This is a genomic window from Paenibacillus sp. J31R109 (assembly GCF_059692055.1).
This window is the reverse complement of sequence record NZ_JCAUAR010000011.1, coordinates 53,870-79,925: the sequence shown is the minus strand read 5'-3', so window position 1 is coordinate 79,925 and position 26,056 is coordinate 53,870. Positions and strand designations below refer to the sequence as shown.

The 26,056-nt window shown below is 45.2% G+C and carries 20 protein-coding genes, 1 riboswitch and 1 other annotated feature; of the genes, 15 read left to right on the top strand and 5 right to left on the bottom strand.

What is annotated here, in order from left to right; all coding sequences use genetic code 11:
* Positions 1-22: 22 nt before the first annotated feature.
* The 6 genes from AC58QT_RS24135 (at position 23) to AC58QT_RS24110 (ending at position 8,766) form a co-directional block, all read left to right on the top strand.
* Positions 23-1,840, top strand: a complete 1,818-nt coding sequence (locus AC58QT_RS24135) for a sensor histidine kinase (protein WP_497411232.1) — start codon at positions 23-25, stop codon at positions 1,838-1,840.
* On the top strand, positions 1,815-3,437 hold the full coding sequence (locus AC58QT_RS24130) for a response regulator transcription factor (protein WP_497411231.1): 1,623 nt from the start codon (positions 1,815-1,817) through the stop codon (positions 3,435-3,437). The genes AC58QT_RS24135 and AC58QT_RS24130 overlap by 26 nt, the downstream gene beginning before the upstream one ends.
* A 112-nt stretch (positions 3,438-3,549) precedes the next feature.
* Positions 3,550-4,875: an ABC transporter substrate-binding protein gene (locus AC58QT_RS24125; protein WP_497411230.1), complete on the top strand. Its 1,326-nt coding sequence runs from the start codon at positions 3,550-3,552 to the stop codon at positions 4,873-4,875.
* A 63-nt stretch (positions 4,876-4,938) separates the two neighbouring features.
* The gene (locus AC58QT_RS24120; protein WP_497411229.1) at positions 4,939-5,817 is read left to right on the top strand and encodes a carbohydrate ABC transporter permease; all 879 of its coding nucleotides are present in this window, start codon (positions 4,939-4,941) and stop codon (positions 5,815-5,817) included.
* Positions 5,817-6,635, top strand: a complete 819-nt coding sequence (locus AC58QT_RS24115) for a carbohydrate ABC transporter permease (RefSeq protein WP_497411228.1) — start codon at positions 5,817-5,819, stop codon at positions 6,633-6,635. The genes AC58QT_RS24120 and AC58QT_RS24115 overlap by 1 nt, the downstream gene beginning before the upstream one ends.
* A gap of 19 nt (positions 6,636-6,654) precedes the next feature.
* Positions 6,655-8,766: an alpha-galactosidase gene (locus AC58QT_RS24110; RefSeq protein ID WP_497411227.1), complete on the top strand. Its 2,112-nt coding sequence runs from the start codon at positions 6,655-6,657 to the stop codon at positions 8,764-8,766.
* 738 nt (positions 8,767-9,504) lie between these two features.
* On the opposite strand, the gene AC58QT_RS24105 is transcribed toward AC58QT_RS24110, so the two are convergent.
* Positions 9,505-10,359, bottom strand: a complete 855-nt coding sequence (locus tag AC58QT_RS24105; protein WP_497411226.1) for an AraC family transcriptional regulator — start codon at positions 10,357-10,359, stop codon at positions 9,505-9,507.
* A 177-nt stretch (positions 10,360-10,536) separates the two neighbouring features.
* Between AC58QT_RS24105 and AC58QT_RS24100 the strand changes: the two genes are divergently transcribed.
* Positions 10,537-12,021: a tagaturonate epimerase family protein gene (locus AC58QT_RS24100; protein WP_497411225.1), complete on the top strand. Its 1,485-nt coding sequence runs from the start codon at positions 10,537-10,539 to the stop codon at positions 12,019-12,021.
* 63 nt (positions 12,022-12,084) lie between these two features.
* On the opposite strand, the gene AC58QT_RS24095 is transcribed toward AC58QT_RS24100, so the two are convergent.
* Positions 12,085-12,396, bottom strand: coding sequence for a hypothetical protein (locus tag AC58QT_RS24095; RefSeq protein ID WP_497281166.1), 312 nt, complete (start codon positions 12,394-12,396; stop codon positions 12,085-12,087).
* Between the two features lie 52 nt (positions 12,397-12,448).
* Positions 12,449-12,742 carry a DUF3055 domain-containing protein gene (locus AC58QT_RS24090; RefSeq protein ID WP_310501957.1) on the bottom strand — a complete coding sequence of 98 codons (294 nt, stop codon included), beginning with the start codon at positions 12,740-12,742 and terminating at the stop codon, positions 12,449-12,451.
* Positions 12,743-12,943: 201 nt separating this feature from the next.
* Between AC58QT_RS24090 and AC58QT_RS24085 the strand changes: the two genes are divergently transcribed.
* Positions 12,944-13,957, top strand: coding sequence for an HRDC domain-containing protein (locus AC58QT_RS24085; RefSeq protein WP_497411224.1), 1,014 nt, complete (start codon positions 12,944-12,946; stop codon positions 13,955-13,957).
* Between the two features lie 67 nt (positions 13,958-14,024).
* Positions 14,025-14,285 (top strand) — a binding site (T-box leader).
* A 56-nt stretch (positions 14,286-14,341) separates the two neighbouring features.
* The gene (gene tyrS, locus AC58QT_RS24080; RefSeq protein ID WP_497411223.1) at positions 14,342-15,601 is read left to right on the top strand and encodes a tyrosine--tRNA ligase; all 1,260 of its coding nucleotides are present in this window, start codon (positions 14,342-14,344) and stop codon (positions 15,599-15,601) included.
* A gap of 72 nt (positions 15,602-15,673) precedes the next feature.
* On the opposite strand, the gene corA is transcribed toward tyrS, so the two are convergent.
* Together corA and AC58QT_RS24070 are read right to left on the bottom strand one after the other, a co-directional pair.
* Positions 15,674-16,612 carry a magnesium/cobalt transporter CorA gene (gene corA / locus AC58QT_RS24075; RefSeq protein WP_310501954.1) on the bottom strand — a complete coding sequence of 313 codons (939 nt, stop codon included), beginning with the start codon at positions 16,610-16,612 and terminating at the stop codon, positions 15,674-15,676.
* 306 nt (positions 16,613-16,918) lie between these two features.
* On the bottom strand, positions 16,919-17,146 hold the full coding sequence (locus AC58QT_RS24070; RefSeq protein ID WP_310501953.1) for a hypothetical protein: 228 nt from the start codon (positions 17,144-17,146) through the stop codon (positions 16,919-16,921).
* A gap of 244 nt (positions 17,147-17,390) precedes the next feature.
* A riboswitch (SAM riboswitch) is annotated at positions 17,391-17,517 on the top strand.
* A 112-nt stretch (positions 17,518-17,629) separates the two neighbouring features.
* On the opposite strand from AC58QT_RS24070, the gene metA reads away from it, so the two are divergent.
* The 6 genes from metA to thrS all read left to right on the top strand — a co-directional run bounded on the left by metA (position 17,630) and on the right by thrS (position 25,903).
* Positions 17,630-18,574: a homoserine O-acetyltransferase MetA gene (gene metA, locus AC58QT_RS24065; protein ID WP_497411222.1), complete on the top strand. Its 945-nt coding sequence runs from the start codon at positions 17,630-17,632 to the stop codon at positions 18,572-18,574.
* Between the two features lie 42 nt (positions 18,575-18,616).
* A complete protein-coding gene (locus AC58QT_RS24060) occupies positions 18,617-19,786 on the top strand; it encodes an aminotransferase class I/II-fold pyridoxal phosphate-dependent enzyme (RefSeq protein ID WP_310502020.1) in 1,170 nt (389 codons plus the stop codon).
* Positions 19,783-20,958 carry a trans-sulfuration enzyme family protein gene (locus tag AC58QT_RS24055; protein ID WP_497281176.1) on the top strand — a complete coding sequence of 392 codons (1,176 nt, stop codon included), beginning with the start codon at positions 19,783-19,785 and terminating at the stop codon, positions 20,956-20,958. Before AC58QT_RS24060 ends, AC58QT_RS24055 begins: the two co-directional genes overlap by 4 nt.
* A 136-nt stretch (positions 20,959-21,094) precedes the next feature.
* On the top strand, positions 21,095-22,231 hold the full coding sequence (gene mqnC, locus AC58QT_RS24050) for a cyclic dehypoxanthinyl futalosine synthase (RefSeq protein ID WP_310501950.1): 1,137 nt from the start codon (positions 21,095-21,097) through the stop codon (positions 22,229-22,231).
* Between the two features lie 442 nt (positions 22,232-22,673).
* Complete coding sequence (locus AC58QT_RS24045; RefSeq protein ID WP_497411221.1) at positions 22,674-23,621, top strand: putative sporulation protein YtxC; 948 nt, start codon at positions 22,674-22,676, stop codon at positions 23,619-23,621.
* A 347-nt stretch (positions 23,622-23,968) separates the two neighbouring features.
* Positions 23,969-25,903 (top strand): threonine--tRNA ligase, encoded by a 1,935-nt coding sequence (thrS, locus tag AC58QT_RS24040; protein WP_497411220.1) that lies wholly within the window; start codon positions 23,969-23,971, stop codon positions 25,901-25,903.
* Positions 25,904-26,056: the final 153 nt, after the last annotated feature.

Sequence of the window (26,056 nt, the reverse complement as noted above, 5' to 3'; positions counted from 1 at the left end):
CAACAGGGGAAGTTGGGATCGCATGATCAGGTGGCTATTTATTAATCGGAGTATCCGCACCAAAATTGTATGGAGCAGTGTCCTGATTTCCTTGATCCCTATGCTTGTACTCTCCATGAATTTCTATAAGTCGAGTACCCGTTCTTTGGAAAACGCGATGTTCCGAAGCTCGGACCAGAATGCAGCCTATTTATCGGGGTATTTAGATCAATATTTTAATAATATTTCTTCGTCGGCCTTACAAATATATGGTTTCGAACGGATTCTAAATCTCATGGAGCATGGGGCCAACTATAATGATGCGGACATCATTTTGCTCAGAGAATCCATCAAAAATTATGATTTGCTCATTCAAAATAAAAACAAAGACATCATTAAGATCATGATTTTCGGGAAAGAAAATAAACTGGAAGACTCATGGTCAAGAGCAGCCAGCTATGAGTCTGTCAAAATAGATCAGAGCATTCCTCATTACAAGGAGATGCTCGATTTGCCATTTCAGCAGGCGCTTATGTTTACGTATAAAGACATCACCTTGCAACAGGATTTCTTTGTGTACTCGATTCCTATTTATGATCCGTTCTATAGAACGAAGTTCGGTACGCTTGTTTTTTATATACAAAGTAAAGAATTAGCAAAAATGATTGAAGAAAACAATCACACGCCGAACGTCATCGTCTTACAGAATGCAAGCGGGGAACCTTTTTATCAGACAAATGGTCAATTTGCGGATATCATACCCAAATATGAAAAGCCAGAGTTCAACACGCAAAATAATCCTAAGCATATCACATTCATGAAGAAGAAAGATTTACTCGTCGGTACCTCTCGTCTCAATTATGGGAATATTGCGCTTTCGATCGTGTATCCGAACCCTGAACTGGAACAGAACCGCAGGAACATACTGCTTACGACGATTGGCGCGTTCATTATCGTGATGCTGAGCATTTCCTTGCTTTCTATTCTTGCGCAGCATTATATTACTAGACCTATTAAGTTACTCGGAAAAGCGATGAAGACTGTTCGCAAAGGCAACTTTCATGTCAGTCTGCAGCAGAATACCAATTATCGGGACGATATTTCGGAGCTAACGAGCAATTTTAATTTCATGACGGATAAAATCCGTGAACTGATTGAATCCAAATACGAAATGCAGCTGCTCAATAAAGAAGCACAAATTCTTGCCCTGCAAATGCAGATCAATCCGCATTTTCTGTACAATACGCTGCAGACGATCGGTGGGAAGGCTGTACTTATCGGCGATTATGAAATTCACGAGATGTGTCGTGCTTTAGGCGACATGTTTCGGTACAGCTTCTACGAAGGTATTGCAGCGTCGACCATTGGTCAGGAGCTTGCGCATGTGAATAATTACTTGTACATCCAACAGCTTCGGTTTGAGGAAACGCTGCAGATCGAGTTCGATGTCGCCCCTGATCTGATGAACTGTGCCATTATTCGCTTCGTCATGCAGCCGATTATCGAGAATGTGATTGTGCATGCGTTCAGCAAGCGGGAGGTGGAGCAGTCTCTTCGGATTGGTGTACGTGTGCTGCGGGAATCGGATTCCGTAGTACTAGCAGTTCAAGATAACGGACCGGGCATTGAAAGGGATAAGCTCGTTGCTCTTCGGTCGTCTTTTGACAACAAATCGTCTGACGTCTTCTACGGGGTATCCATCGGACTTAAGAACGTTCATGAACGATTAAGACTGGTGTATGGATCACCATTTGGCTTGGACATCGAGAGTGAACTGGGCATCGGAACGACGATTCGTATACGAATTCCTTACAATCCTAATGGGGGTGACAGCTTTGTACAAAGTAATGGTCGTGGATGATGAATCGCTAGGCAGGAAGTCTGTTTGTAAAATGATAAGTGAACTCTCTCTCGACGCGGAAGTTATCGCGGAAGCGCGGCATGGAGAAGAAGCATTAGAGCTAATGCGAATCAGCAAGCCGCATATTATTGTGACAGATATGAACATGCCGGTCATGAACGGTCAACAGTTTCTCGAAGCCTTGTACACGAACTATTCGGAGATTAAAGTGATCGTCATTAGTGGGTACTCCCAGTATGAATATATGAAAGCTGCAGTAACGTATCAGGCTTGTGAGTACGTGCTGAAGCCGATCTCCTTAACGGATTTGAAGAGTGCCTTGGTGAAAGCTATGGAGGCAAGTCACAACCATTTGACACTGAAGCAGCAAAAGAAATTTACGCAAGACATGTGGCAACTCCGCAGAGAGGTGTTCCTTCAGCATGTGACCAGTCGTCGCATCACGAATGTGATGGATATTCAGTCCCAAGCGGAGGAACTTTCGATATCCTGTGCTAGAGGCAGTTTTAGACTAGCGCTCTGTATGTTTCGTAAATTCCAAGACATTTCAACGATGAAATTTCATGGCAATGCAGATTTGTTGATGTACAGCATCGAAAATATATTGTCCGAAGTGCTCTCCTCAGCCAGTCAGGATGCTGCTCCGTACATCTACAAATCAGATGACAGGATGAGTCTCTGTCTGTACATATCCGAGTCTGACTACAAGGAGTCGCAAATTCGAGATCTACTTGTAACCTTCCATAACGTGATCAACCAGATGCTGAAGCTTGACGTGGTTGCAGGTTTGAGCAGTGTATTTCATAATTTGGAACGATTGCCGGACGCCTTTGACATGGCTAATGAGCAGTTGAGAAGCAATGTGCTGCATGCGACTAGTTTCTCTCTAAGCTCGCCAGAATTACCCGTTGCTTCGACGTCATCTGTGTCGGAGTTGTTAACGGTGTTTGAATTGAAGAGTCTACAGCAAGCGTTTGCTGCAGGGAATGGGAGCGAGAGTCGCGAGCTGCTGCGGAATGTCCTTTTGAAGGCGGAGAAAATAAGCGGATTGACCATCCGTGAGGGTCAACGAGCACTTAAAAAGCTAACTGAGGTCGCCGCTGCTGAAATGGCAGAAATGGTGCTATCGTATCCGCAGATTTTTGATGCGCGTTTGATATCAGGTATCGTGAATCATAGTCAGTTTAGCGACTTCCTGAACCAGTTCACTGAAGCTATCGAGGAGTTCCATGCGAGCAAGGGAATGACACCATCTGTTCATTCTATTCACGAGATCGCTGCTTATTTGGATGCGCATTACTTTGAAGACATCAGTCTAATTGACATCGCCACACGCTTTCATCTGGATCCGAGTTACTTAAGTAAGCAGTTTAAATCGGTGACCTCTGAAAATTTCATCGAGTATGTGACACGCAAACGGATGGAAAAGTCGTGCGAGCTGCTGAACATGTCTGAATCCAAAATCAGTGAAATTTCCGAGCTTGTGGGCTATGAAAATCAGCGTTATTTCAGCCAAGTGTTCAAAAAATTCACGGGACAAACGCCGTCTGAATACCGAGAGAGGCATGGGACGAAATCCTTCACACCAAAATTTTGAACATCAGAACGACAATTTATTTTATTACGATTCCTTCTTTCCACGCGTAAGATAGGATTCAGAACGAGAGACGATTGTTCTAAACCGAAAACGAGGAAGAGGGGTAAAAGATATGAACAAGTTAGTAAGTGCAGGTGTTTCGGCAACGATGGTGGCGCTTTTATTGTCAGCATGCGGCAGCGAGAGCACATCAACAAGTACTGCGCCGGCTGCCAGTAGTGAGACGAAGCCTGCTGCTACCGCAACGGCAAAAGTAGAGAAGCCTGTTACGATTTCCTTTATGCATTTCAAAAGTGATGTTACGGACGGAGTAGCCAAAATCGTTGAGCAGTTCGAAAAGCAAAACCCCAACATCAAAGTTGAGGTACAGCCTGTTAAATATGATGATTACTACACGTTACTCAAAACGAAAATAGCTAGCGGCGACATCGTTGACGTATTTACATTAAATGCGGGCAGCAATACGAAGCTACTGCATGATGGCGGTTACCTTGAAGATTTGACGGGGAAGGATTTCATGTCGAACTTCGATCCTAGCGTATTGAAAGCACAAGCAACCGACGGCAAGAACTATATCATGCCGGTTAATGCTACACCAATTGCTGTTTTTTATAATAAGAAAATATTCAGTGACCTCGGCCTCCAGGTTCCTAGAACGTACGATGCGATGATTGCTGCTGCCAAAAAAATAAAAGAAGCGGGCAAAACACCTTTCTCCCTCGGGTGGAAAGACAACTGGACACTAGGTATGTGGTTGAGTCGAGATCTGCCAAGTAACACGGTGCTGGTAGAGAAACAAGCGGACTTTTTCACTAAAGTGGAAAAGGGCACGGCGAAATTCGCTGATAATCCTGCGTCCAAAACGGTTATCGCACATGCGCAAGATTTGTTTGACCTCGGTAACAAGGATCAGCTTGGTGTCGATTACAACGGTGTTGTTGACCTCTTCTCCAAAGGCGATGTAGGGATGATGTACATGGGAACTTGGCCATTAGCGGATATTCAAAAGAAGAATCCAGATTTGTACAAAACAGGCATGGGCTACTTCCCGTATCCATTCAGCAATGACGAGAGCTTGAATAAGCTTGAGTTTAACCCGGATGCTTCTCTTGCGGTGAACAGCAAATCAGCGAATAAAGAAGCTGCTTTGAAATTCCTTGCTTTCATGGCTAGCAAAGAAGGTGGAGATGCTTGGGTGAAAAATATTAATTCACTCAGCTTTGTCAAAGGCGCGTCAACGGACATTGCTCCAGCGGTTAATGATCTTAAGCCGTATTTTGATAAAGGACTTACGTATGATTCACAATCCTTTATAACAACGACAATTGATTGGAATTCTCAATTCACACAATACGTCCAGAAGGTGTTTTTCAAAAAATCTACGCCTGAACAAATCATTAAGGATTTGGATGACTGGGTTGCCAAGAACCACAAATAACGACAGAGTTATAACGGCATAGGCGACTGCCTGTGCCGTTATTCATCAGGAAGGGAATAACTTATGGGAAACATGAAACGAATGATCCGTGGTGAGTTCTGGTATGTTCTGTTCCTTATTCCGGGTATTCTTTTATTTACGTTAGCCGTCCTTCTTCCATTTGTGATAGGAACGCGATATTCCTTCACCAGTTGGGATGGTGTTTCACGCAAGCTGACGTATATTGGGTGGGAAAACTACGTGCATGCTTTTCATGACTCGGACGTATGGGCCGCGCTTGGAAATACGTTTAAATACGCATTTATTCTCATGGTGCTTGTGAATGTATTATCGCTTCTGTTGGCATTGCTGCTGGATTCTTACTTGAAATTGAAGAATGTATTTCGGACGATTTTCTTCCTGCCGAGCGTTCTGTCTATTGTATTATCTGGATTTATTTGGAAATACAATTTCAGCACGGGATTTCCCAAATTGTTAAGCGTGTTCGGTCTGGATGTGACAAGTCCGCTTGGCAATCCTGATCATGCTTTATTTGGATTGATTATCGTAGCCCTCTGGCAGGGCGTGGGCGCGCCAATGATTATCTATATCGCCGGTTTACAGGGCATTCCAAGCGAGCTCGTGGAGAGTGCCAAAATGGATGGAGCAGGAGCGGGTCGAGCGTTCTGGCATGTGACATTACCTTTGCTTGCACCGTCGATTACGATCAATCTGCTGCTGGTATTGACGGGTTCACTCAAAGTGTTTGATCTCGTTTGGGTAACCACCCAAGGAGGACCAGGCTTTGCAACAGAAGTGATTACAACGTTCATCTACAAAACAGCTTTTAACTCTTTTAAAGCAGGGTATGGCATGGCCTTATCCATGATATTCTTCGTCATTCTGGTCATCGTGACCATTGTACAATTATCCATTTTCAGAAGACGGGAAGTGGAAATGTAATGAAAATCACACGATATAGCACATTCGCTGCCGTGGCTATTCTGGCTATTCTGTTTGTGTTTCCGATGTATGTTGCACTACTGATGTCGCTCAAGACTGCGAAGCAAACTTTCGATTCCTTTTATGCGTTGCCGACAAGCTTGAATTTTGCGAATTACACGCATGCGTGGAGTACATCCAAGTATCCCGCAGCATTTATGAACAGCATGATTGTTACCGTCATCTCTGTGGCGCTCATTATCTTCGCTTCAGCACTTGCGGGGTATGCCATTGCGCGCCGAAGTAAGCCATTTTATAACTTCATTTTTATCTTGTTCCTGTCTGGGATGATGGTACCCTTTCAAGTCATTATGCTGCCGTTGTACCAAATCGGTAAATCCTTTCACCTCGTGAATTCGCATTGGGGGTTAGCGCTAATCTACGGCGGATTCGGCGTACAGATGGGCGTACTGTTTTACACAGGTTTCGTGAAAGGCATTTCGCGTGAGATTGAGGAAGCAGCTAGAATTGATGGCTGTTCGACACCGGGTATATTTATCCGAGTTGTAATGCCATTGCTCAAGCCGGTTACAGCTACGGTTCTCGTACTAAATGCGTTGTACATTTGGAACGATTTTTTACTTCCACTCCTATATCTGCAGGATAAAAACTACCGAACGATCCCGCTACAGCAGTACTTTTTCTTCGGTCAATATAGCAGCGACTTAAATCTGGCTTTTGCTTATGCGGTTATGGGCATGATTCCGATTATCATCTTTTTCTTGTTCATGCAGAGATTCATCATCAAAGGGATTGCCGCTGGCGCGATCAAAGGATAGTAACAAGGAGGCAATTGAGGTGCCTATAACCTATTTGGACAAAGAAAACATCTTTGAAATTCGCACGGATAGATCATCGTATGTGTTTGGGATCAATGAGAAAGGTACCATTCAGCACTTGTATTGGGGAAACCACATTGAGGCTTCGGACTGCGGATATTTACTGGTGAGCAGGTTACATAGCTCCTTCGATGCAGAAATCGATAGGGAGACAGAGGAGTATGGAGGCTGGGGCGGATGCCATTATGCGGAACCGGCGTTGAAAGTTTCGTTTGCAGACGGCGTTCGGGACTTGAAGCTGAAGTATGAGGGACATCGATTTGTAAGCGAAAATGAAATCGTATTGCGGATGGTGGATGCTTACTATTCGTTAGAAGTTGATGTTCATTACAAGGCGTTGCCCGTGTATGATCTCATTGAACGATACGTACAGGTGAAAAATGGGGTGAACGAGTCCATTTGCATTGAGCAGATTATGGCAGCTGTTTGGACGGTACAGGCTCTGCCGGATTACCGCATGACGCATGTGACAGGTCGCTGGGCAGGTGAATATCAATTAAGATCAACAGTCTTATCCGAAGGTAAAAAAGTACTGGAGTCGCGCAGAGGCTTCACGGGTCCACACGCCAACCCATGGTATGCCATTGATAATGGCAAAGCGGACGAGACGTCGGGGCACGTGTGGTTCGGAGCTCTTGGCTGGAGCGGCAATTGGAAAATCGTTGCAGAGAAAACGACTTTCGGGCATGTGCGAATTGTCGGAGGCGTGAACGATTTTGATAGCCCCTTGATGCTCGCTCCGGGGGAAGTATATGCTTCTCCTGTTTTTGTCGGCGGCTTCACATCTGGTGGATTCGGTCAGATGAGCCGTAATCTGCACCAGTATCAAAAGAATTGCGTACTGCCAACTAGTACGCTGCGCAAAGTGCTGTACAACTCATGGGAGGCAACAGAATTCGCTGTAACCGTGGAAGGGCAAAAGGAACTTGCTGAACAGGCTGCTCGCTTGGGAGTGGAGCGTTTCGTCGTTGATGATGGCTGGTTCGGCCAGCGCCATAGCGATCGAGCGGGCTTAGGTGACTGGTATGTCAATGCGGAGAAATTCCCCAACGGTCTTGAGGAGTTAATCGACCACGTAAAGGGACTGGGCATGGAATTCGGGTTATGGGTCGAGCCGGAGTCAGTCAATCCGGACAGTGACTTGTTCCGAGCGCATCCGGAATGGGTGTATCAATTTCCGACACGCGAAGGTACGCAGCTGCGCAATCAATTATTGTTGAACTTGGGGCTGCCTGAAGTGAAGCAATTCGTTCTCGACTTCATGACGACCTTGCTTACTACCTATGATATCCGATTTATCAAGTGGGATATGAACCGAACTGTGACAGAGCCAGGCACGATTGCCTCGGGGCACGATGCTAATGCAGCCATTTGGATCAAGCATGTTGATCATTTGTATGCCATTTGGGCGGAATTAAGGGCGCGCTTCCCCGATGTGGAATTTGAGACATGCGCGGGCGGCGGCGCGAGAATTGATTTGGGTATTTTGCGCTATGCGGACCAAGCATGGATTAGTGATAACACGGATGCGCGCGATCGTTTAGCAATTCAGGAGGGATTTTCTTTCGCCTACAGTCCGTCTGTCATGATGTGTTGGGTAACGGAGTCGCCGCATGGCTTTAACGGGAGGAGTCTCCCTCTATCGTACCGATTCCATAGTGCGATGATGGGCGGCTTGGGCATTGGGGCGAACATAAGTAAATGGTCGCACGCAGAATTAGAGGAAGCGAAGAGCTATGTAGAACTGTACAAGGAGATCAGGCCTATTATTTTAAAAGGTGACTTGTACCGGCTGTCCTCACTGCGAGATTCGAATGTAGCTGCTTGTCAGTACAACAGCGCGGATCGAAGTGAAAGTGTTGTATTTACTTTTTTGCAATCGCAGCATTTTGGCACGGAAGTTCGGCATTTACCTTTGCAAAACCTTGTGTCTCATGCCTCCTATGAAGTGAGATTGGATGGAGAAGAACCTGTCATCCGTCATGGCTCAACACTCATGAACTTAGGCATTCCTGTGACATTGCGCGGGGATTATCAAAGTAGGCTGATACGAGTAAAACGTTTGGATTAGTTTGGAAGTGATGCCCGCATGGTGCGGGCTTTTTCTGTGATTGGATTGAAGGTAATGTCACAACTACACCTCCGCTCAGGAGACCGTGTTCCTCTGATGATCGTAACTCGAAAAAATCGAGTTACACATCGCGAAAGCGCCCAAAGCAGCTCCGTAACTCGAAAAAATCGAGTTACGCATCGCGAAATCGCCCAAAGCAGCTCCGTAACTCGAAAAAATCGAGTTACGGATGATGAAAGTAGCAAAGTGAGTAACGTAACTCGAAAAAATCGAGTTACGCATCGCGAAATCGCCTAAAGCAGCTCCGTAACTCGAAAAAATCGAGTTACGCATCGCGAAAGCGTCAAAAGCAGCTCCGTAACTCGAAAAAATCGAGTTACACATCGCGAAAGCGTCAAAAGCAGCTCCGTAACTCGAAAAAATCGAGTTACACATCGCAAAATCGCCCAAAGCAGCTCCGTAACTCGAAAAAATCGAGTTACGCATCGCGAAATCGCCCAAAGCAGCTCCGTAACTCGAAAAAATCGAGTTACGCATGATGAAAGTAGCAAAGTGAGTAACGTAACTCGAAAAAATCGAGTTACGGGTGACGAAAGTGGTCAAAGGAGTAACGTAACTCGAAAAAATCGAGTTACGCATGATGAAAGTAGCAAAGTGAGTAACGTAACTCGAAAAAATCGAGTTACGCATGACGAAAGTGGCCAAAGGAGCAACGCAACACGAAAAAATGGTCTTTTTCTACCTAACTATTCCACTAGCCGACTGCCGATAACGAAGCGGCGTCATTTTCGTCATCTGGCGGAATACACGCCCGAATTGCACAAGGGAGCCGAAACCTACTTGCTCAGCAATCACGATGACTTTTAGCCTCGTCGTGGCTAGAAGTCTCTGAGCTTCCTGTACGCGCACGAGATTCACATATTCAACAAGTGAGAATCCGGTGATTTCTTTGAACATCCGGCTTAAATAAGCAGGGCTGATTTCAAACTGTTCAGCTAGCTCCTCCAATCGCACCGATTCAGCAGAATGGTCATTGATATATCGGACGATGGTGGATATTTTTCGATGTAAAGGCGAAACATGTTCGGGTGAAGTAACTGGATGTACGCGAACGAAACGTGCTGTGAATAGAAGCAGTTCAATCAGATAGTGCTTAATAGCAAAGGATTGTCCAATATGTGGCTCCTTCGCTTCATAAAGCAATTTCCCGAGAATGTCTTCTACGAGACGCCGGGTAGGCAGATCTAACCGCAGTACAGGCGTAGCATGTGTAAAGGCATCGAGCAGAAAGGGGGCTTCCTCTTTTCTATTTTCCAAAAGGCTGTCACTAAAGTTAATCACGACTCTTGCATGTCCTAATCGATCTGAATCGGAAGTTGCATGGAGTTCACGACGATTGATGAGAACCAAATCTCCCGGAAGAATGAGATACGACCTATCCCGGATAAAATACATACGCTCTCCTTCGTATAAATAATACAGTTCATACATTTCATGCATGTGCTGAGTTCTCTCGAAGGGACCGGAACGATGAACATGCTGAATATAAAAGGGGCCTTCATCTTCATTGCCGAAGGTGACGGTACGTGACATATGAGAATGCTCCTTATTTTGAAATGAGGTAACTGAAGTATAGCATAGAATTAGTGAAAAATATGAATAGTTTTCGCTAAAAATAGGAATAGATGAAGAGAAAACGCTCCTTACTTGCGATAAAATGAAGCTATAGAATGATTAGCAAACGCTTGCAAAATTAGGAGGAAATGAAACATGAACGCACTTATAGAGGCAGTACGCGCAGGAAAAGTAAACGAGTTCTCATCCGAGGTAATTAAAGTTTATGCGTCTTCCTTAACGCAAGTGGGAGATACAACATTGCTGATGGTACGCACAACAGAGGGCAAGCAGCTAATCGTCGTAGGCTCCGGAGATTTGTTCGACCAATTGCAAGGTGAAGTCGTAGAAGGCGGAAAAGTAGCGCCATTAACACATGCAAACCGACTGGTAATCAATCAGTTTTTACCTTACACAGCTCCACAAGCCTTCGGTACACAAGTAGCAACGATGGGCTTAGGTGATCGTCTTGGTATCGCAAGTCCTGGTCATATCCAAACGATTCGCGGTAAAGATATTCGCCCGGTTCTTGCGCAACAAAGCATTCGTGAGCTTGCTCTAACTGGTCGCACCTATGAGGATGTTCTGGATGCAGCGGCTTATGCCGTCCTGCAAGAAGGATACACAGATGGATATGGCGCTGACGGCGACCACTTGAAGAAAGAAACTGACATCGAATACGCGTTGCGTCTTGGGTTTACGATGTTGACATTGGATTGCTCCGAAAACATCGACAATACCATTGAATCGTTGTCTGAAGCAGAAATTGCAGCGAAATACGAACAATTACCTACTAGCTTGCGCAGCCGCTATGAAGAACGCTACCTGCAAACGGCAGCTAATGTTCCAGGAGCCACACTTGCTTACACGGCTGAAGCCTTGAAAAAAGATGTACTGATCTATGATGCAGCGATTAATTTCATGGAAGCGATCTACCGCAAGTATATCGTTACCCTTGATCGTGCGGTTGATTTCGAGATTTCCATTGACGAAACAGCGACGCCGACATCACCTGAGGCCCATTACTTGGTAGCTAATGAACTGCGTGACCGCGGTGTTACCATTTTCAGCATGGCGCCACGTTTCTGCGGCGAATTCCAAAAAGGGATCGACTACATTGGCGACATCGCACAATTTGAGCGTGAGCTAGCTAGTCATGCAGCGATTGCTGTCCATTTTGAATACAAGCTAAGCATCCATTCCGGCAGTGATAAATTCAGTGTGTTCCCGTTGATTGGGCAATACACGAATGGCTTATTCCACATCAAAACAGCGGGCACTAACTGGCTGGAAGCGGTACGTGTTGTAGCGAAAGTAAATCCTACGCTCTATCGCCGTATGCACCAATACGCACTTGATCACTTCGTCGAGGCGACAGCATACTACCACGTAACGACAGATATTAGCGCAATTGCTCTGCTTAGTGATGTAACGGATGCTCAGCTGCCTGATTACATGGAAGAGAACAATGCGCGTCAATTGCTGCACATTACGTATGGTCTGCTCCTTCAAGCGAAAAATGAAGACGGAAGCCGCACGTTCGCTGATGAGTTTTTCCAAACATTAGCAGAGCAAGAAGATACATTCGCAGAAGGTCTTCGTCACCATATCGGCAGACACTTGGAATTGCTAGGCAAATAATAATCAAGTGAACAAAAAAACGCCACGAACATCCCTATGACGGGTGTTCGTGGCGTTTCTCATTTAGGACAAGCCCTCAGTAGACTCGCCGTTCGCATCATCTGCTCCCGGATAGTCCCTTGTGATACCCTCGTGCAATTCGCGATTCTCATAAGCGAATCGGTTAGTCGGACGTTGATCTTCTCGCCAAGGGGTGCTCTTCCCAAGTGACTCAGACATCATGCTTGTCCCGTAGGCCCCTTCTGGGAACTCCTCGGGAATCATATCGTTCCGTTGGGATTCTACGGTCTTGAGGTCCGTGTACGCGGCGAGGCGGTCCTCTGAGAGGAAGCCTAATCCTTCTACGTGGTTATTCTGTGATGACTTTTTGGGCATGGATAAGCCTCCTTTTCAGGTTATGCTTTTTCCAGTGTCCCCCGCCAATCCCTTAAATATCCGTGAAATGTATGGATCCAATAATTTGGGATAAAAATTCCGTAAGCTCTTGAGCTTGTTCTTCGTTGATCTTAAACACATGCTCGAGGTAGCCTTCTTCGTCCAAATCGTCCGGTCCAATAACAGCACTGCGTCCTGATTGTAAATCAATGACCAATTTTTTCCCGTAATAACGGGTAGTTGTCATAATAGCGAGGTCAAATCGGTGCAAGGCATTACCAACAAAACACACAAATCGTGTTGTTGTTTCTTCTTGATGATCGTATAAAAAGTCATAATCAGACATGAGGACACTCCATTCTCTTTCTAGTATGCACCCATTATAACCGATAAAAGGTGGCGGGCAAAACTGTCTTGCGCCTAACTGACAAACATGGTATGATTTGGATATTGGAAATGGGAAGCACCTTTTCTGCCCTAGCGGGCGGTAGAGGTGCTTTTTCGTTTTTCTCATACTCATTTCATAAAATCGTCGGGAGGCATGGCAATGAACATTGTATTTTTGAACACGTTGGAGAAGAATTCGGGGGATGGGCAAGTGATTTCCGCACAGGTTTCTATTGTGGAGGAGCAGGGGATTTGGAGCGTGTATTGGAGTGAACCTGACTTCGCTGGTAAGCTGGAGCAGGATGAATGGTTCCAAGGCATTAGTTGGGATGAAATGCTATTTGCGTTCCGTCAAGGCTTACGCGAGAAGATTCGGATCGGCTTCCGGCCATTAGTTCACACAGAATTAGATCTGACGAACGGGCTTACTGGCAAAGCGAAAATGACCCAAATGCTAACGTATTACTGTGAGGAAAATCCGAATGATGCGATGTACGAGTCTTTGCGTATATGGCGCCGCGAACAGTCCAGCCGTGAGAAGAAGGCTCCCTATATCCTTGCAACGAACCGCGTTCTACGGATGATTTCGGTCTTCTTGCCTCAGACCAAGGAAGAGCTTCAGCAAATCCCTGGCTTTGGCGAGCAAAAAACCGCGATGTATGCAGAACAATTGCTTAGACTGATCGGTGAAAGCACACGCACCAACGGTTTTCCGTTGGATTGGGTAGCCAACTATGTGGATACGATGAAATTCGAAAGCTGGCTGCTCGCACAGAAGGAACAGAAGCTGCGTATCGAACAAGATCGCGAGATCAGTAAACGTAAACTGCTTGAAATCGTTGCTGGTGGCGGCAACTTAGCCGATCTTCAAGCCAATTTAACGATGCCGCGAAGAGAATTACTGCTGTGGGTGGAAGAATTGGATCGTGAAGGCTATGATATGGATCCACTCGTGGAGGCTGAGCTTGCTACGATCCCAGAAGAAGAGCAAATTAAGGCTTGGAATGCGTATGAATCCGAAGGTGACCGCTATTTGAAGCCAGTTCTCAAGAGCCTTACGGGGACGGATGAATTGAAAGGTAAAGAGTTAGACCGTGCCTATGAATGGCTGCGTCTGCTTCGGTTGCGTTTTCGCAGGGAGAAGGAAAGATTTACGTCGCAAGCCGCTAGTTGAGGCGTATTGACAAGAACTAACCGGATATGATTAAATGGTCAATAATCTAATAACCGTTAATGCGATGACGAACACGGGCGATGGCCCAAGTAGGAGAAATGCCGCTGCTGCAGAGAGTCGGTGGAAGGTGCAAACCGATGCAAGCATGTTTTCCGAATTACAGTTCTGAGTTGGTGGAGGGAACGTACTCATGCGAGTATCAGTAGCTTACACCCGGCAATTTTATTGTCGTTATTCTTCTAAGTGAAAGAGAAGTGACATGCTGTAAGGCATGGAACCCCTCTCTTTAATTAGGGTGGTACCGCGAGACAACCTTCTCGTCCCTTTGTGGACGAGGTGGTTGTCTTTTTTGTTTTCTTTTAACCAATTGAACGGAGGGATCGTATGGTTTCATGGGATAAGCTTACGGAAGAGCAACAACAACAAGTGGAACATCAATTAAGTATTCTTCAAAGAGGCGCAGCAGACATCGTGCCCGAGGAAGCGCTAAAGCAGAAAATAATGAAGGCAGTTGTGACAGGAATTCCCCTCAAAGTTAAGCTTGGCTTAGACCCATCTGCACCCGACATTCATATCGGACATACCGTTGTCCTACAGAAGCTCCGTCAATTTCAGGATTTGGGCCATGAGGTTCAGCTCATTATTGGTGATTTTACCGGACGAATCGGGGATCCGACGGGGAAATCGGAGACGCGTAAACAGCTTTCAGAGGAAGATGTCAAACGTAATGCAGAAACTTACCAAACACAGTTAGCCAAAGTGTTGGATCTGAATAAAACAACATTTCATTACAACTCTTCTTGGTTAGGAGAGCTTCGTTTTGATGATGTGCTAAGACTTGCAGGTAAGGTAACGGTTGCTCGCATGCTCGAAAGAGATGATTTTGCCAAACGGTATGCGGCGAATCAGCCAATTCATGTACACGAGTTTTTCTACCCGCTTATGCAAGGCTACGATTCGGTTTCACTGGAAAGTGACATCGAATTAGGTGGAACCGATCAGACGTTTAACATCTTGATGGGCCGCACGCTTCAAGGTGCTTATGAGATCAAAGAAGGTCAAGTGGCGATTCTGATGCCTTTGCTTGAGGGGCTGGACGGTGTTCAGAAAATGAGCAAAAGCCTGCGCAACTACATCGGAATCGATGAGTCACCGACTGATATTTTCGGCAAAACGATGTCCATTCCGGATACGTTGATGCTCAAATATTTCGAGCTGACGACAGCCTTGTCGAATGCGGAAATCGAAGGGCTGCGAGAAGGGCTTGAAGCGGGTACGATCCATCCTAGAGACGCCAAGATAAAACTTGCGAAAGGGTATGTGGAGATGTACCACGGCACTATAGCCGCTGAGGAAGCTGAACAGCATTTCATTACTGTTTTTCAGAAGCGGTCTTTACCTGATGAAATTGAGGAGGTTAACCTAAGTTCCGAGCATTTGGATGAAGGACGGATCTCAATTATCAAGCTGTTGGTTCATCTAGCTCTGCAAGCATCGAATGGGGAAGCAAGACGGAGCGTGGAGCAAGGCGCTGTCAAAATCAACGAAGGGAAGCTAACCGACATTCATGCGCAAATTACACCAGCAGATGGTGATATTCTGCAAGTTGGGAAACGGAAGTTTGTCAAAATTAAGCTATCCTAAGTGAGATATAAAAAAAGGTGACTTCCCAGCAACATGCTGCTTGAAGTCACCATCTTATTCCATCGGAAAGGCTCATAACCATTCTTTCTTGCGGAAGAGGATATACATGGCGATGCCGAGTACGCCCATAAAGGCTAGCACAATTTCATCCCCATGATCGGTTAGATGCAGACCAAGAATGTTATCGAAATTCATCCCGAACACACCGGTAATAAACGTCAATGGCATGAAGATTGTCGTCAACGCGGTAAACACACGCATGATATCATTCGCGCGGTTCGCCAAGCTGGATTGATAAGCTTCTCGTAAGTTCCCCATAAGATCGCGCAACGTATCGAAGGTATCGACGATTTTGACAGCATTCTCATAGATGTCGCCAAAATACTTTTGAAGCTGGTGATCAATCAGTCTCAACTCTTTTTTGCCTAGCGTCCCGATGACGTCACGTTGAGGCACTAGCATCTTTTTCAGCCATAGAATCTCAGAACGGAGACCAATAATCTCATTCAAATGGGATTTTTTCGTCGCCATGAGAATATCTTCTTCCAGCTTCTCTATTTTCGCTTCAATCCGGTCACCGACAGCTACATAGTTATCGACAACAAGATCGACCAAGTGATATAAGAATCGATCAGCGCTATTCACTTCTTCTTCCCAAAGGAAAGGCTTAAGCGCGCGAAGTTCATTTATTTTTTGCCGTGTTACGGTAATGATGACATGTTTACTGAGGAATAAATTAAGTGCGCGAAGGAAAATTTCTTCATCATCGAACCGAATGCTATTAATTACAATGAAATAATGAGAATCATAAAATTCAATCTTTGGACGCTGTTCTTCCTCACTCAGACAGTCTTCTACGGCCAAATCATGCAAATGGAACAGAGGCTGTAATAATTCTAAATCCTCAATCCCCGCATCAATCCAATAGAAACCTTGGCTTGGAGGTAATAGCGCAGTGGTCACATCTTCTACTAACGTAAAAATACCATTTTGAACCAACCGTGTTTTCATCTGCCCACCCCTTTGAATGGAATCAGCCGGTTAGTTCATCTATCTAGAAGAGCAATACTCTGGATGATGGAATAACCGACTTCATTCCTACACTTTGAAATTGTTTACTAAAGACTTTACAGGTTCTACTCCTCGGTTCTCCGTCCAAGCGTATGCCCTCCTTTTCCGTCCGTGTCGAATACTTGTCTAGTATACCCGTTCATATATCACGTTTCAAGCCATAAAGTCACATGAATAAGGGGAAATGTCGTTTAGATAGCGTATGGGAAATAGGCTAGGTCGGTGTCAAAAAAATAACCGCCAAATTTACTTGGCGGCATTCAGGATTTTATTTTTAATGTCCGTGTACATTTGAATCAGTTCAGGGCCGCCGCGCTTCATCAAGTCATCTTCATTGACAGCGCCGTAGACGAGAGGAAGCTGTGAAACAGCGATTGCTGCTTGCTGGGGGGTAGGCTTGTCACTTTCAATTAAGGCGAAGTAGCGATGTAGGGAAGCGAAAGCTGAGAAATTATCCGAGGTTTGGGTTGACATAGTAGCCCTCATTTCTTTGCTATGATTAGGAATTAAATGTGCTTTGTGGTGCGATAGCTTATCCTACTTATATAACCTTCTCTTCAACTATTGAAACACAGTCCGTTTGATACAAATTGTATCACATTTTTTTATTTCTCTGCAAATGCAAAATCTTAAATATTTCTAATGAGAAATACAAGCAGAACCATCTTGACTTTCACCTAATTTATAGTATGATAATCCTAATCGCATACGTTACGTTTTCTTATCAAGAGTAGGTGGAGGGACTAGCCCTATGACACCCGGCAACCGACAAACCTTTGTAAAAAGGGGAGCACGGTGCTAATTCTTGCGGAAACGCTGTTTACAGCGAATCTGGGAGATAAGGAAAGGACATTGACTTTGATTTTCCATGGCCTTTCTCTGATCCCAGAGAGGGTCATTTTTGCGTTTCTATAGATATTTTTACCTAAACTAAATTAAAGAAGAGGAGTGAACAGGATGCCGATCAAGATTCCTGACAACCTGCCTGCCAAAGAAATTTTAAACCAAGAGAACATCTTCACCATGGACGAATCTGTCGCGTATCACCAGGATATACGTCCACTTCGCATTGCCCTGCTCAACTTAATGCCGACCAAAGAAACAACGGAGACGCAGCTGTTGCGCTTGATCGGAAATACGCCGCTGCAAGTGGAGTTCGTGCTGCTGCATCCCAAAACCCACACTTCCAAAAATACATCTCTCGAACATTTAGATATGTTTTACAAAACCTTTGATGATATCAAAGATGATAAATTAGATGGTATGATCATAACTGGCGCACCTGTAGAGCAAATGGACTTTGAAGATGTGAATTACTGGGAGGAGCTAACACAAATCCTTGAATGGAGCAAACGTAATGTTACCTCCACTTTGCATATTTGCTGGGCAGCACAAGCAGGACTATACCATCATTTCGGTGTACGCAAATATGGTCTTGAGAAGAAGACTTTTGGTGTATTCCCACATACAGTGAGTGTTCCGAACACGAAGTTGCTGCGCGGCTTTGATGAAGTATTCAACGTTCCGCAATCACGTCACACTGATGTTAATCGTGAAGATATCGAGCGATGTCCGGATTTAGAAATTTTATCTGAATCGGATGAATCAGGCGTATATATTGTAGCAACGCGCGATGGCAAGCATATTTTCGTAACTGGACATTCGGAATATGATGCTTGTTCTTTGAAATGGGAGTATGACCGTGATGTGGCTAAAGGGCTGCCGATCGAGATCCCGAACAATTATTACCCGAATAACGATCCGAGTAGAATGCCTTACAACACTTGGAGAGCACATGCGAATTTGCTGTTCTCCAACTGGCTGAACTATTATGTATATCAAGAAACACCTTTTGAATTGACGACTCACATCAATGAAAGTTTGGCAAGTTCGCAATTGTAATCTGTACTCATTGAACCCACATCCATAGGAGGAATTCCCTTGTTGAAAATCGAAAGTCGTCTCGCTCAAATTGGCTCCATTGAAGAACCTGTTACAGGTGCTGTAAGCTTTCCAGTGTATCAAGCAACTGCGTTTCGCCATCCTAAGCTTGGACAGAGTACAGGATTTGATTATGCTCGCACGAAGAGTCCGACCCGTAAAGTGCTAGAAGACGCCATTGCTGGGCTTGAATCCGGAGATGCAGGATTTGCTTGCTCTTCAGGTATGGCAGCATTGCAAACGATTTTCGCCTATTTCAGCCAAGGAGATCATCTAATTGTATCCTTGGATCTATATGGGGGTACGTATCGTTTATTAGAAAGAATTATGTCCCGGTTCGGTGTAACGGCTACGTATGTAGACACGAACGATTTGGATGCCCTAGAGGGTGCCTATCAGTCCAATACAAAAGGTCTTGTTATTGAAACGCCAACGAACCCGTTGATGATGATTACGGATCTTGAGCTTGTATGTACTTGGGCCCGTAAAAAGGGCATCGTTTCTATCGTTGATAACACATTGCTTACGCCTTATCTGCAACGTCCAATTGAACTTGGTGCGGATATCGTTATCCACAGCGCGACGAAGTATTTGGGTGGTCATAATGACGTGCTAGCTGGTTTGATTGTTACAAAAGGAAAAGAACTTTCTGAACAGATGGCCATTCTTCATAATTCAATTGGTGCGGTACTTGGACCTCAGGATAGCTGGCTTCTGATGAGAGGGATGAAAACTCTTGCACTGCGTATGGAACGTCATGAGCAGAATGCAACAGCCATTGCGAACTTCTTGCTTGCGCACCCGCTGATTTCAGACGTGTACTACCCAGCATTAGAGTCTCATCCGGGTTATGAAATTCAAAACAAACAATCGAACGGGAACACAGGGATTTTCTCCTTCAAAGTGAAAGATGCGAGATTGATCGAACCGATTCTTCGTCACATTAAGCTCATTGCTTTCGCTGAAAGCTTAGGCGGCGTGGAGTCCTTGATGACATACCCTGCGGTACAAACACACGCGGATATTCCGCTGGAAATTAGACAACAAATCGGCGTAGACGACCGTCTGCTTCGTTTCTCCGTAGGTATCGAGCACATCGATGATTTGATTGCAGATTTGTCGAACGCACTTGAGGCGTCACAAGCCGAACTGGAAGGAGCTCCACAATCATGAGCCATTCCTCGGATAAAGACAAACGCCAGCCGCAAGGCAAATTTGCAACAAGACTAATCCACTTTGGTGCTGAAATTGATGAAGCGACAGGGGCATCGAGCGTGCCCTTGTATCAGGCTTCTACCTTCCATCAGGCTGATTTGGAAGCCAACCAAGAGTACGACTACACGCGTTCTGGTAACCCGACACGTCAGGCCTTAGAAGATTATATTGCTTTGCTGGAAGGCGGAACGCGCGGCTTTGCGTTCGCCTCTGGAATGGCGGCAATCTCATCGGCATTGATGCTGTTGTCTCAAGGGGATCATGTCATCTGTACAGAAGACGTGTACGGTGGTACGTATCGTTTGCTGACAACGATTATGAATCGCATGGGTGTGGAATCCACTTTCGTGGATATGACGGATATTGCTCAAGTGAGAGCGGCCCTTCGTTCGAATACAAGAGCTGTCTTCATCGAGACCCCTTCTAATCCAACGCTTCGCATCACGGACATCGGTGAGATTGCAGCCTTTGCGAAGGAGCATGATCTACTCACGATGCTCGATAACACATTTATGACGCCTTACCACCAACGTCCAATTGAACTTGGAATCGACATCGTGCTGCATAGCGCGACGAAATTCCTAGGCGGGCACAGCGACGTATTAGCTGGACTAGCTGTTGTTGCAAATGACAGTTTAGGCCGTCGTATGAAGCAAATTCAGAACGGTATGGGGAACGTCCTAGGCATTCAAGATTCATGGTTGCTCATTCGAGGCATGAAAACCTTGCAAGCTCGCATGGAAATGTCCGAGAAGGGCGCTCGTAGATTAGCACAATGGCTGACTGAGCAGCCAGATATCGACGTGGTTTACTACCCAGGTTTGCCTAACCACCCAGGTAGAGAAATTCATGAAAAGCAATCGCTCGGTTACGGAGCTGTCGTCTCATTTGATGTAGGTTCAGGGGAGAAAGCGAAGAAATTGCTAAGCAAAGTGAAGATTCCACTCGTTGCGGTGAGTCTAGGTGCTGTTGAGAGTATTCTATCGTACCCTGCGATGATGTCACACGCGGCGATGCCGAAGGAAGTTCGCTTGTTGCGCGGTATTACGGATGGTCTCGTGAGATACTCCGTAGGACTGGAAGATATCGAAGATATTATTGAAGATTTGGAACAAGCTCTACGCGGTTAAGCGTTACTGTATTCAGAAATTATTCATATTTACAAAGGAATAACGTCTGGAAAAAGCAGCCCTGTGCTGCTTTTTTGGCATGAATATGGTACGATTAATGGATACGAGCCTTCAGAAAGTAAAGGAGTGAGTTGCAATGAAACCGATTGATCGCATATTAAGTAAAGCACAAGCAGGCGGACGAATTGATGTAGAAGAATGTATTACGTTATTCGAATCCGATCAAATAGAGAAAATTGGCGACACCGCCAATATTATTATGAAGAAGTGGCACCCCGATCCGATCACGACCTTCGTAATTGGGCGTAACATCAACTACACGAATATTTGTGATGTGTATTGTAGATTCTGTGCATTCTACCGACCTCCGGGTTCGAAGGAAGGTTATGTATTGCCTGATGAAACGATTTTCCAGAAGATCCAAGAGACTTTGGATGTTGACGGTACCGAGATTTTGATGCAAGGTGGTACGAATCCGAATCTACCATTTAGCTATTATACGAACATTTTACGCGAAATTAAGAAGCGTTTCGATATTACGATGCACTCCTTTTCACCCGCTGAAATTATGAAAATGAAAGATGTCTCCGGCGGTTTATCGCTGGAAGAAATCGTTCGTCAATTGCACGAAGCAGGCTTGGATTCCTTGCCAGGCGGCGGAGCAGAAATCCTTGATGACCGTACGCGTCGCAAGATCTCCAAGCTCAAAGGCTCTTGGCGCGATTGGATGGACGTCATGCAGACAGCGCATAAGCTAGGCATGCACACGACGGGGACGATGGTTATCGGCTTCGGCGAATCCATGGAAGAGCGTGCGCTGCATATGCTGCGTATCCGCGATGCACAAGACGATGTGTTGCTGCAGAAGCTGAACACACCAGGCTTCCTGGCGTTCATTCCGTGGACGTTCCAACCGGACAACACGAATATGAAGGCGGAGAAAGTGACGCCTGAAGAGTACTTGAAAACGTTGGCGATCAGCCGCATTATGCTGGACAACGTGCCAAACTTCCAATCCTCATGGGTCACCATGGGACCTGAGGTAGGCAAGCAGACGCTTAGCTACGGTTGTAACGACTTCGGCAGCACTATGATTGAAGAGAACGTTGTGTCCGCGGCGGGTACGACGCACAAGGTCAACGTTAGCTCGACGCTGGACATAATCCGCCAAGCAGGCAAAATTCCTGCGCAACGGAACACGAAATATCAAATTCTACGTGTGTTTGATGACGTGAATGCGAAGATTGATCGTGATTTTGTGATGCAAAACTAAACACATAGGAACGTTAACGCTTATCTATGCTTAAATCCACTGGTGGGATTTGAATGGATAAGCGTTTTTGTCGTCAATTTCCGCACCACTTTAAGGTAAAATTAATCTTAGCTTCAGGTAACCAATGGTCAATAGGAGTAGAATAAAGGAACACCACAATATGAGATTGAAGATCGGAGTGATTTTTGTGAAGCTGCTTAAAAATTTTATGCAAGGATTCCTTTTTGCTTTCATCTCTATCGGTGCTCTCCCATTCTTACTGGTTAAGACTCTGCTAGAGCAGTTGTAACCTGTCATCCTTTCTTATGAGAGGAGCAGCCTTGTGCTGCTCCTTTTTTGCATTTATTCCCCTTCCGTAAATGGCAAATTGTTCGTTGTATATCTCCATCCTCAGGGCCATATACTCTTAAGAGGAGGATGCATAGACGGAAGGAGTGAGCACATGGAACTGTTTACAATTACCCTTATTCATGTTGAGGAATTCTATGTACGTTCGCTGAGTGCACAGTTGAATCAAGCGCTACAGCATTTACATATCGCCCAAAATGGTTTGAAGGCTACTTATACTTGGTGTGAAACACGTGCTTTTATTTATGTGGAGGCAGAAGCCGGAAGTGTGATCCACGATCCTGTTATCCATGAAGCTCAAGTGAGATCTTGTCTGGCTGAAGTGCTGGCGAGCCACATCGTAGCGGACAAGGAATCGGGCATATTGCGTAATCTGATTACAAAGGATTTTAAATATGAAAAGCAGTCGGATATTGAAGCCATTGAAGGCTACTGTAAGCAGTCCTTGAAGCAAGAAAGCGAACTGGAAGGGTTACCGCTGGTGAACAGCAGCCCAAGCCGGCTTCGTCGCATTCAAATGCTGAAGGAGCAAATCGTCATTTTGCTTGAGGAGAATCCACAGTTCAGCTTGGATGGGTTTCTTAAATTTCGCATTCAGGAATACAAGGAAGAGTTGCGGGAAATTGCTGAATATGCGATTGATGAATTTATGATGGATCGCCAATATCAGGAATTTATTTCGCTCTTGCAATATTTTGTGTATATCCAAGAGGCCAAAATTCCAGCAGCACATCTGATTCATAAAGGCGGCCATGAGTTTGTCATTTTGAATGATCGTATGGAGCCGATTGATGCGAACGAATTTGATGCAAGTTTCCGTATGGAGATGCTGGAGAAGGACATTAATTTCGAGGATATGATCGTGAGTACACTGATCACGGTATCGCCTGCGAATATTTATATTCATACGCGAGATCCTGAATTGACGATTATCAAAACGATTCGACAGATCTTTGAGGACCGTACATCGGTGTGCAGTTACTGCCGAACTTGCGACCTCTATCTTGGAGATGCCAAAAAGCAGGATCAACTATCCCCTTGACCTTGCCCTTCTCGCCATTTATAATAGTGATCGAAGGCGTTAGTATCAAAGACATGAACTTTCTGTATGAACTGCTCAGAGAGAGGAGACCAGGCTGCAATCTCCTTCAGCAAATCGGATTGTTTACCCCTTTGTAGCCGTATTGTGGAATTCGACCTGACTTGCAGGTGCGATACTATACAGTACCGGAATCATTCCCGTTAACGAATGCTGATGAGGATTCGGCTTATCTTTAGGTAGGAACGAATCGAACTAGGGTGGAACCACGAGCTGAGCGCACTCGTCCCTTTATGGGATGCAGTGTGCTTTTTTGCGTTCAATTCACTAACACAATAGGAGGCAAGGACATGGTTGTACAAGTAAAATTACCAGATGGCGCAGTGAGAGAGTATGCAGTAGGGACGACCATTGAACAAGTAGCAGAGTCCATTTCATCCGGTCTGAAGAAAAATGCAGTGGGCGGTAAAGTAAACGGGAAATCCGTTGATTTATCTTTCGCTTTGGACAATGATGCTGATGTTGAAATCCTAACGCTCGATAGCGAAGCAGGTCTAGAAATGTACCGTCATAGCACGGCGCATTTGATGGCACAAGCAATCAAGCGCATTTATGGCAATAAAGCAGTTAAGTTAGGGATCGGACCTGTCATCGAAGACGGCTTCTACTATGATATTGATTTGGAAACACCGCTTAACCCTGAAGATTTGATCAAAATCGAGAAGGAAATGGAACGTATCTCCAATGAGAATTTGGCGATTACGCGCCGTGTAGTATCACGTGAAGAAGCGATCCGTATTTTCACAGAGCTAGAGGATCCGTTCAAATTAGAATTGATCCGTGATCTTCCGGAAGATTCCGTTCTTACAATTTATGATCAAGGTGAATTCTTTGACCTCTGCCGCGGACCGCATTTGCCGTCAACAGGACGCATTAAAGCATTCAAATTGCTGAGTGTAGCTGGCGCTTACTGGCGCGGAGATGCTAAAAACAAAATGCTGCAACGTATATACGGAACAGCTTTCCCTAAGAAAGCGCAATTGGATGAGCATTTGCACTTGCTAGAAGAGGCTAAGAAGCGGGATCACCGTAAACTAGGCCGCGAACTCAAAATGTTCGCATTCTCGCGTGAAGTAGGTCAAGGCTTACCGCTTTGGTTGCCAAATGGTGCGAAACTAAGACGTACAATGGAGCGTTATATCGTGGATTTGGAAGAGCGTTTAGGCTACCAACACGTATACACGCCTGTGCTAGCTAACGTTGAGTTATACAAAACTTCCGGACACTGGGATCACTACAGCGAAGATATGTTCCCGAAAATGGTTATGGACAATGAAGAGCTTGTCCTTCGTCCAATGAACTGTCCGCACCATATGATGGTATATAAGAGTGATATGCGCAGCTACCGTGACCTTCCGGTTCGTATTGCTGAACTGGGCACAATGCACCGTTATGAAATGTCAGGTGCACTGACTGGTTTGCACCGTGTTCGTGCCATGACGTTGAATGATGCTCATATCTTCTGTCGTTTGGATCAAATTAAAGAAGAATTCTCCCGCGTTGTTACTTTGATTCGTCAAGTGTATGCGGATTTCGGAATTACGGATTACCGTTTCCGTCTTTCTTACCGTGATCCGAAGGATACGGAGAAATACTTCCAAGATGATGAAATGTGGGAAACTTCCCAACGTATGCTTCGCGAGGTTGTGGAAGAGCTTGGTTTGCCGTTCTTTGAAGCCGAAGGTGAAGCAGCATTCTATGGTCCTAAATTAGATGTTCAAATCAAGACAGCATTGAAAAAAGAAGAGACGCTTTCGACAGCGCAAATCGATTTCTTGCTGCCAGAACGCTTCCAGCTTGAATACACAGGGGAAGATGGTCAGAAACACCGTCCGGTGGTCATCCACAGAGGAATCATCTCGACAATGGAGCGTATGACTGCTTTCTTGCTTGAGAATTTCGCTGGTGCTCTGCCAACCTGGTTGATGCCTACACAAGCAAAAGTAATTCCGGTATCTCCAGCATTTGAAGAGTTCTCCAATCAAGTAACAGACAGATTGAGAGCTGCTGGCATTCGAGTTGAAGCTGACAATCGCAATGAGAAGCTAGGGTACAAGATCAGAGAAGCGCAGCTGGAGAAAATTCCTTTCATGCTCGTTGTTGGTGAGAATGAAGTGAAGAATGACAGCTTGTCCATTCGTAAACGTGGACAAGGGGATTTAGGTACGCAGCCGATTGATCAAGTCATTAGCATGATTACCGATGAGATTAATCAAAAACTATAATTGCTCCAATAATAAGTAGGAAGCCGAGATGTGAAAACGCATCTCGGCTTTTTTGTATTCAAAATAGGGAAAGTTGGTGAATAAGTAGTTAAAAGTAGGACATGTTATACATGGAATCTAGATGTGGAGGTTTATTGATGATAGGAAATGGAC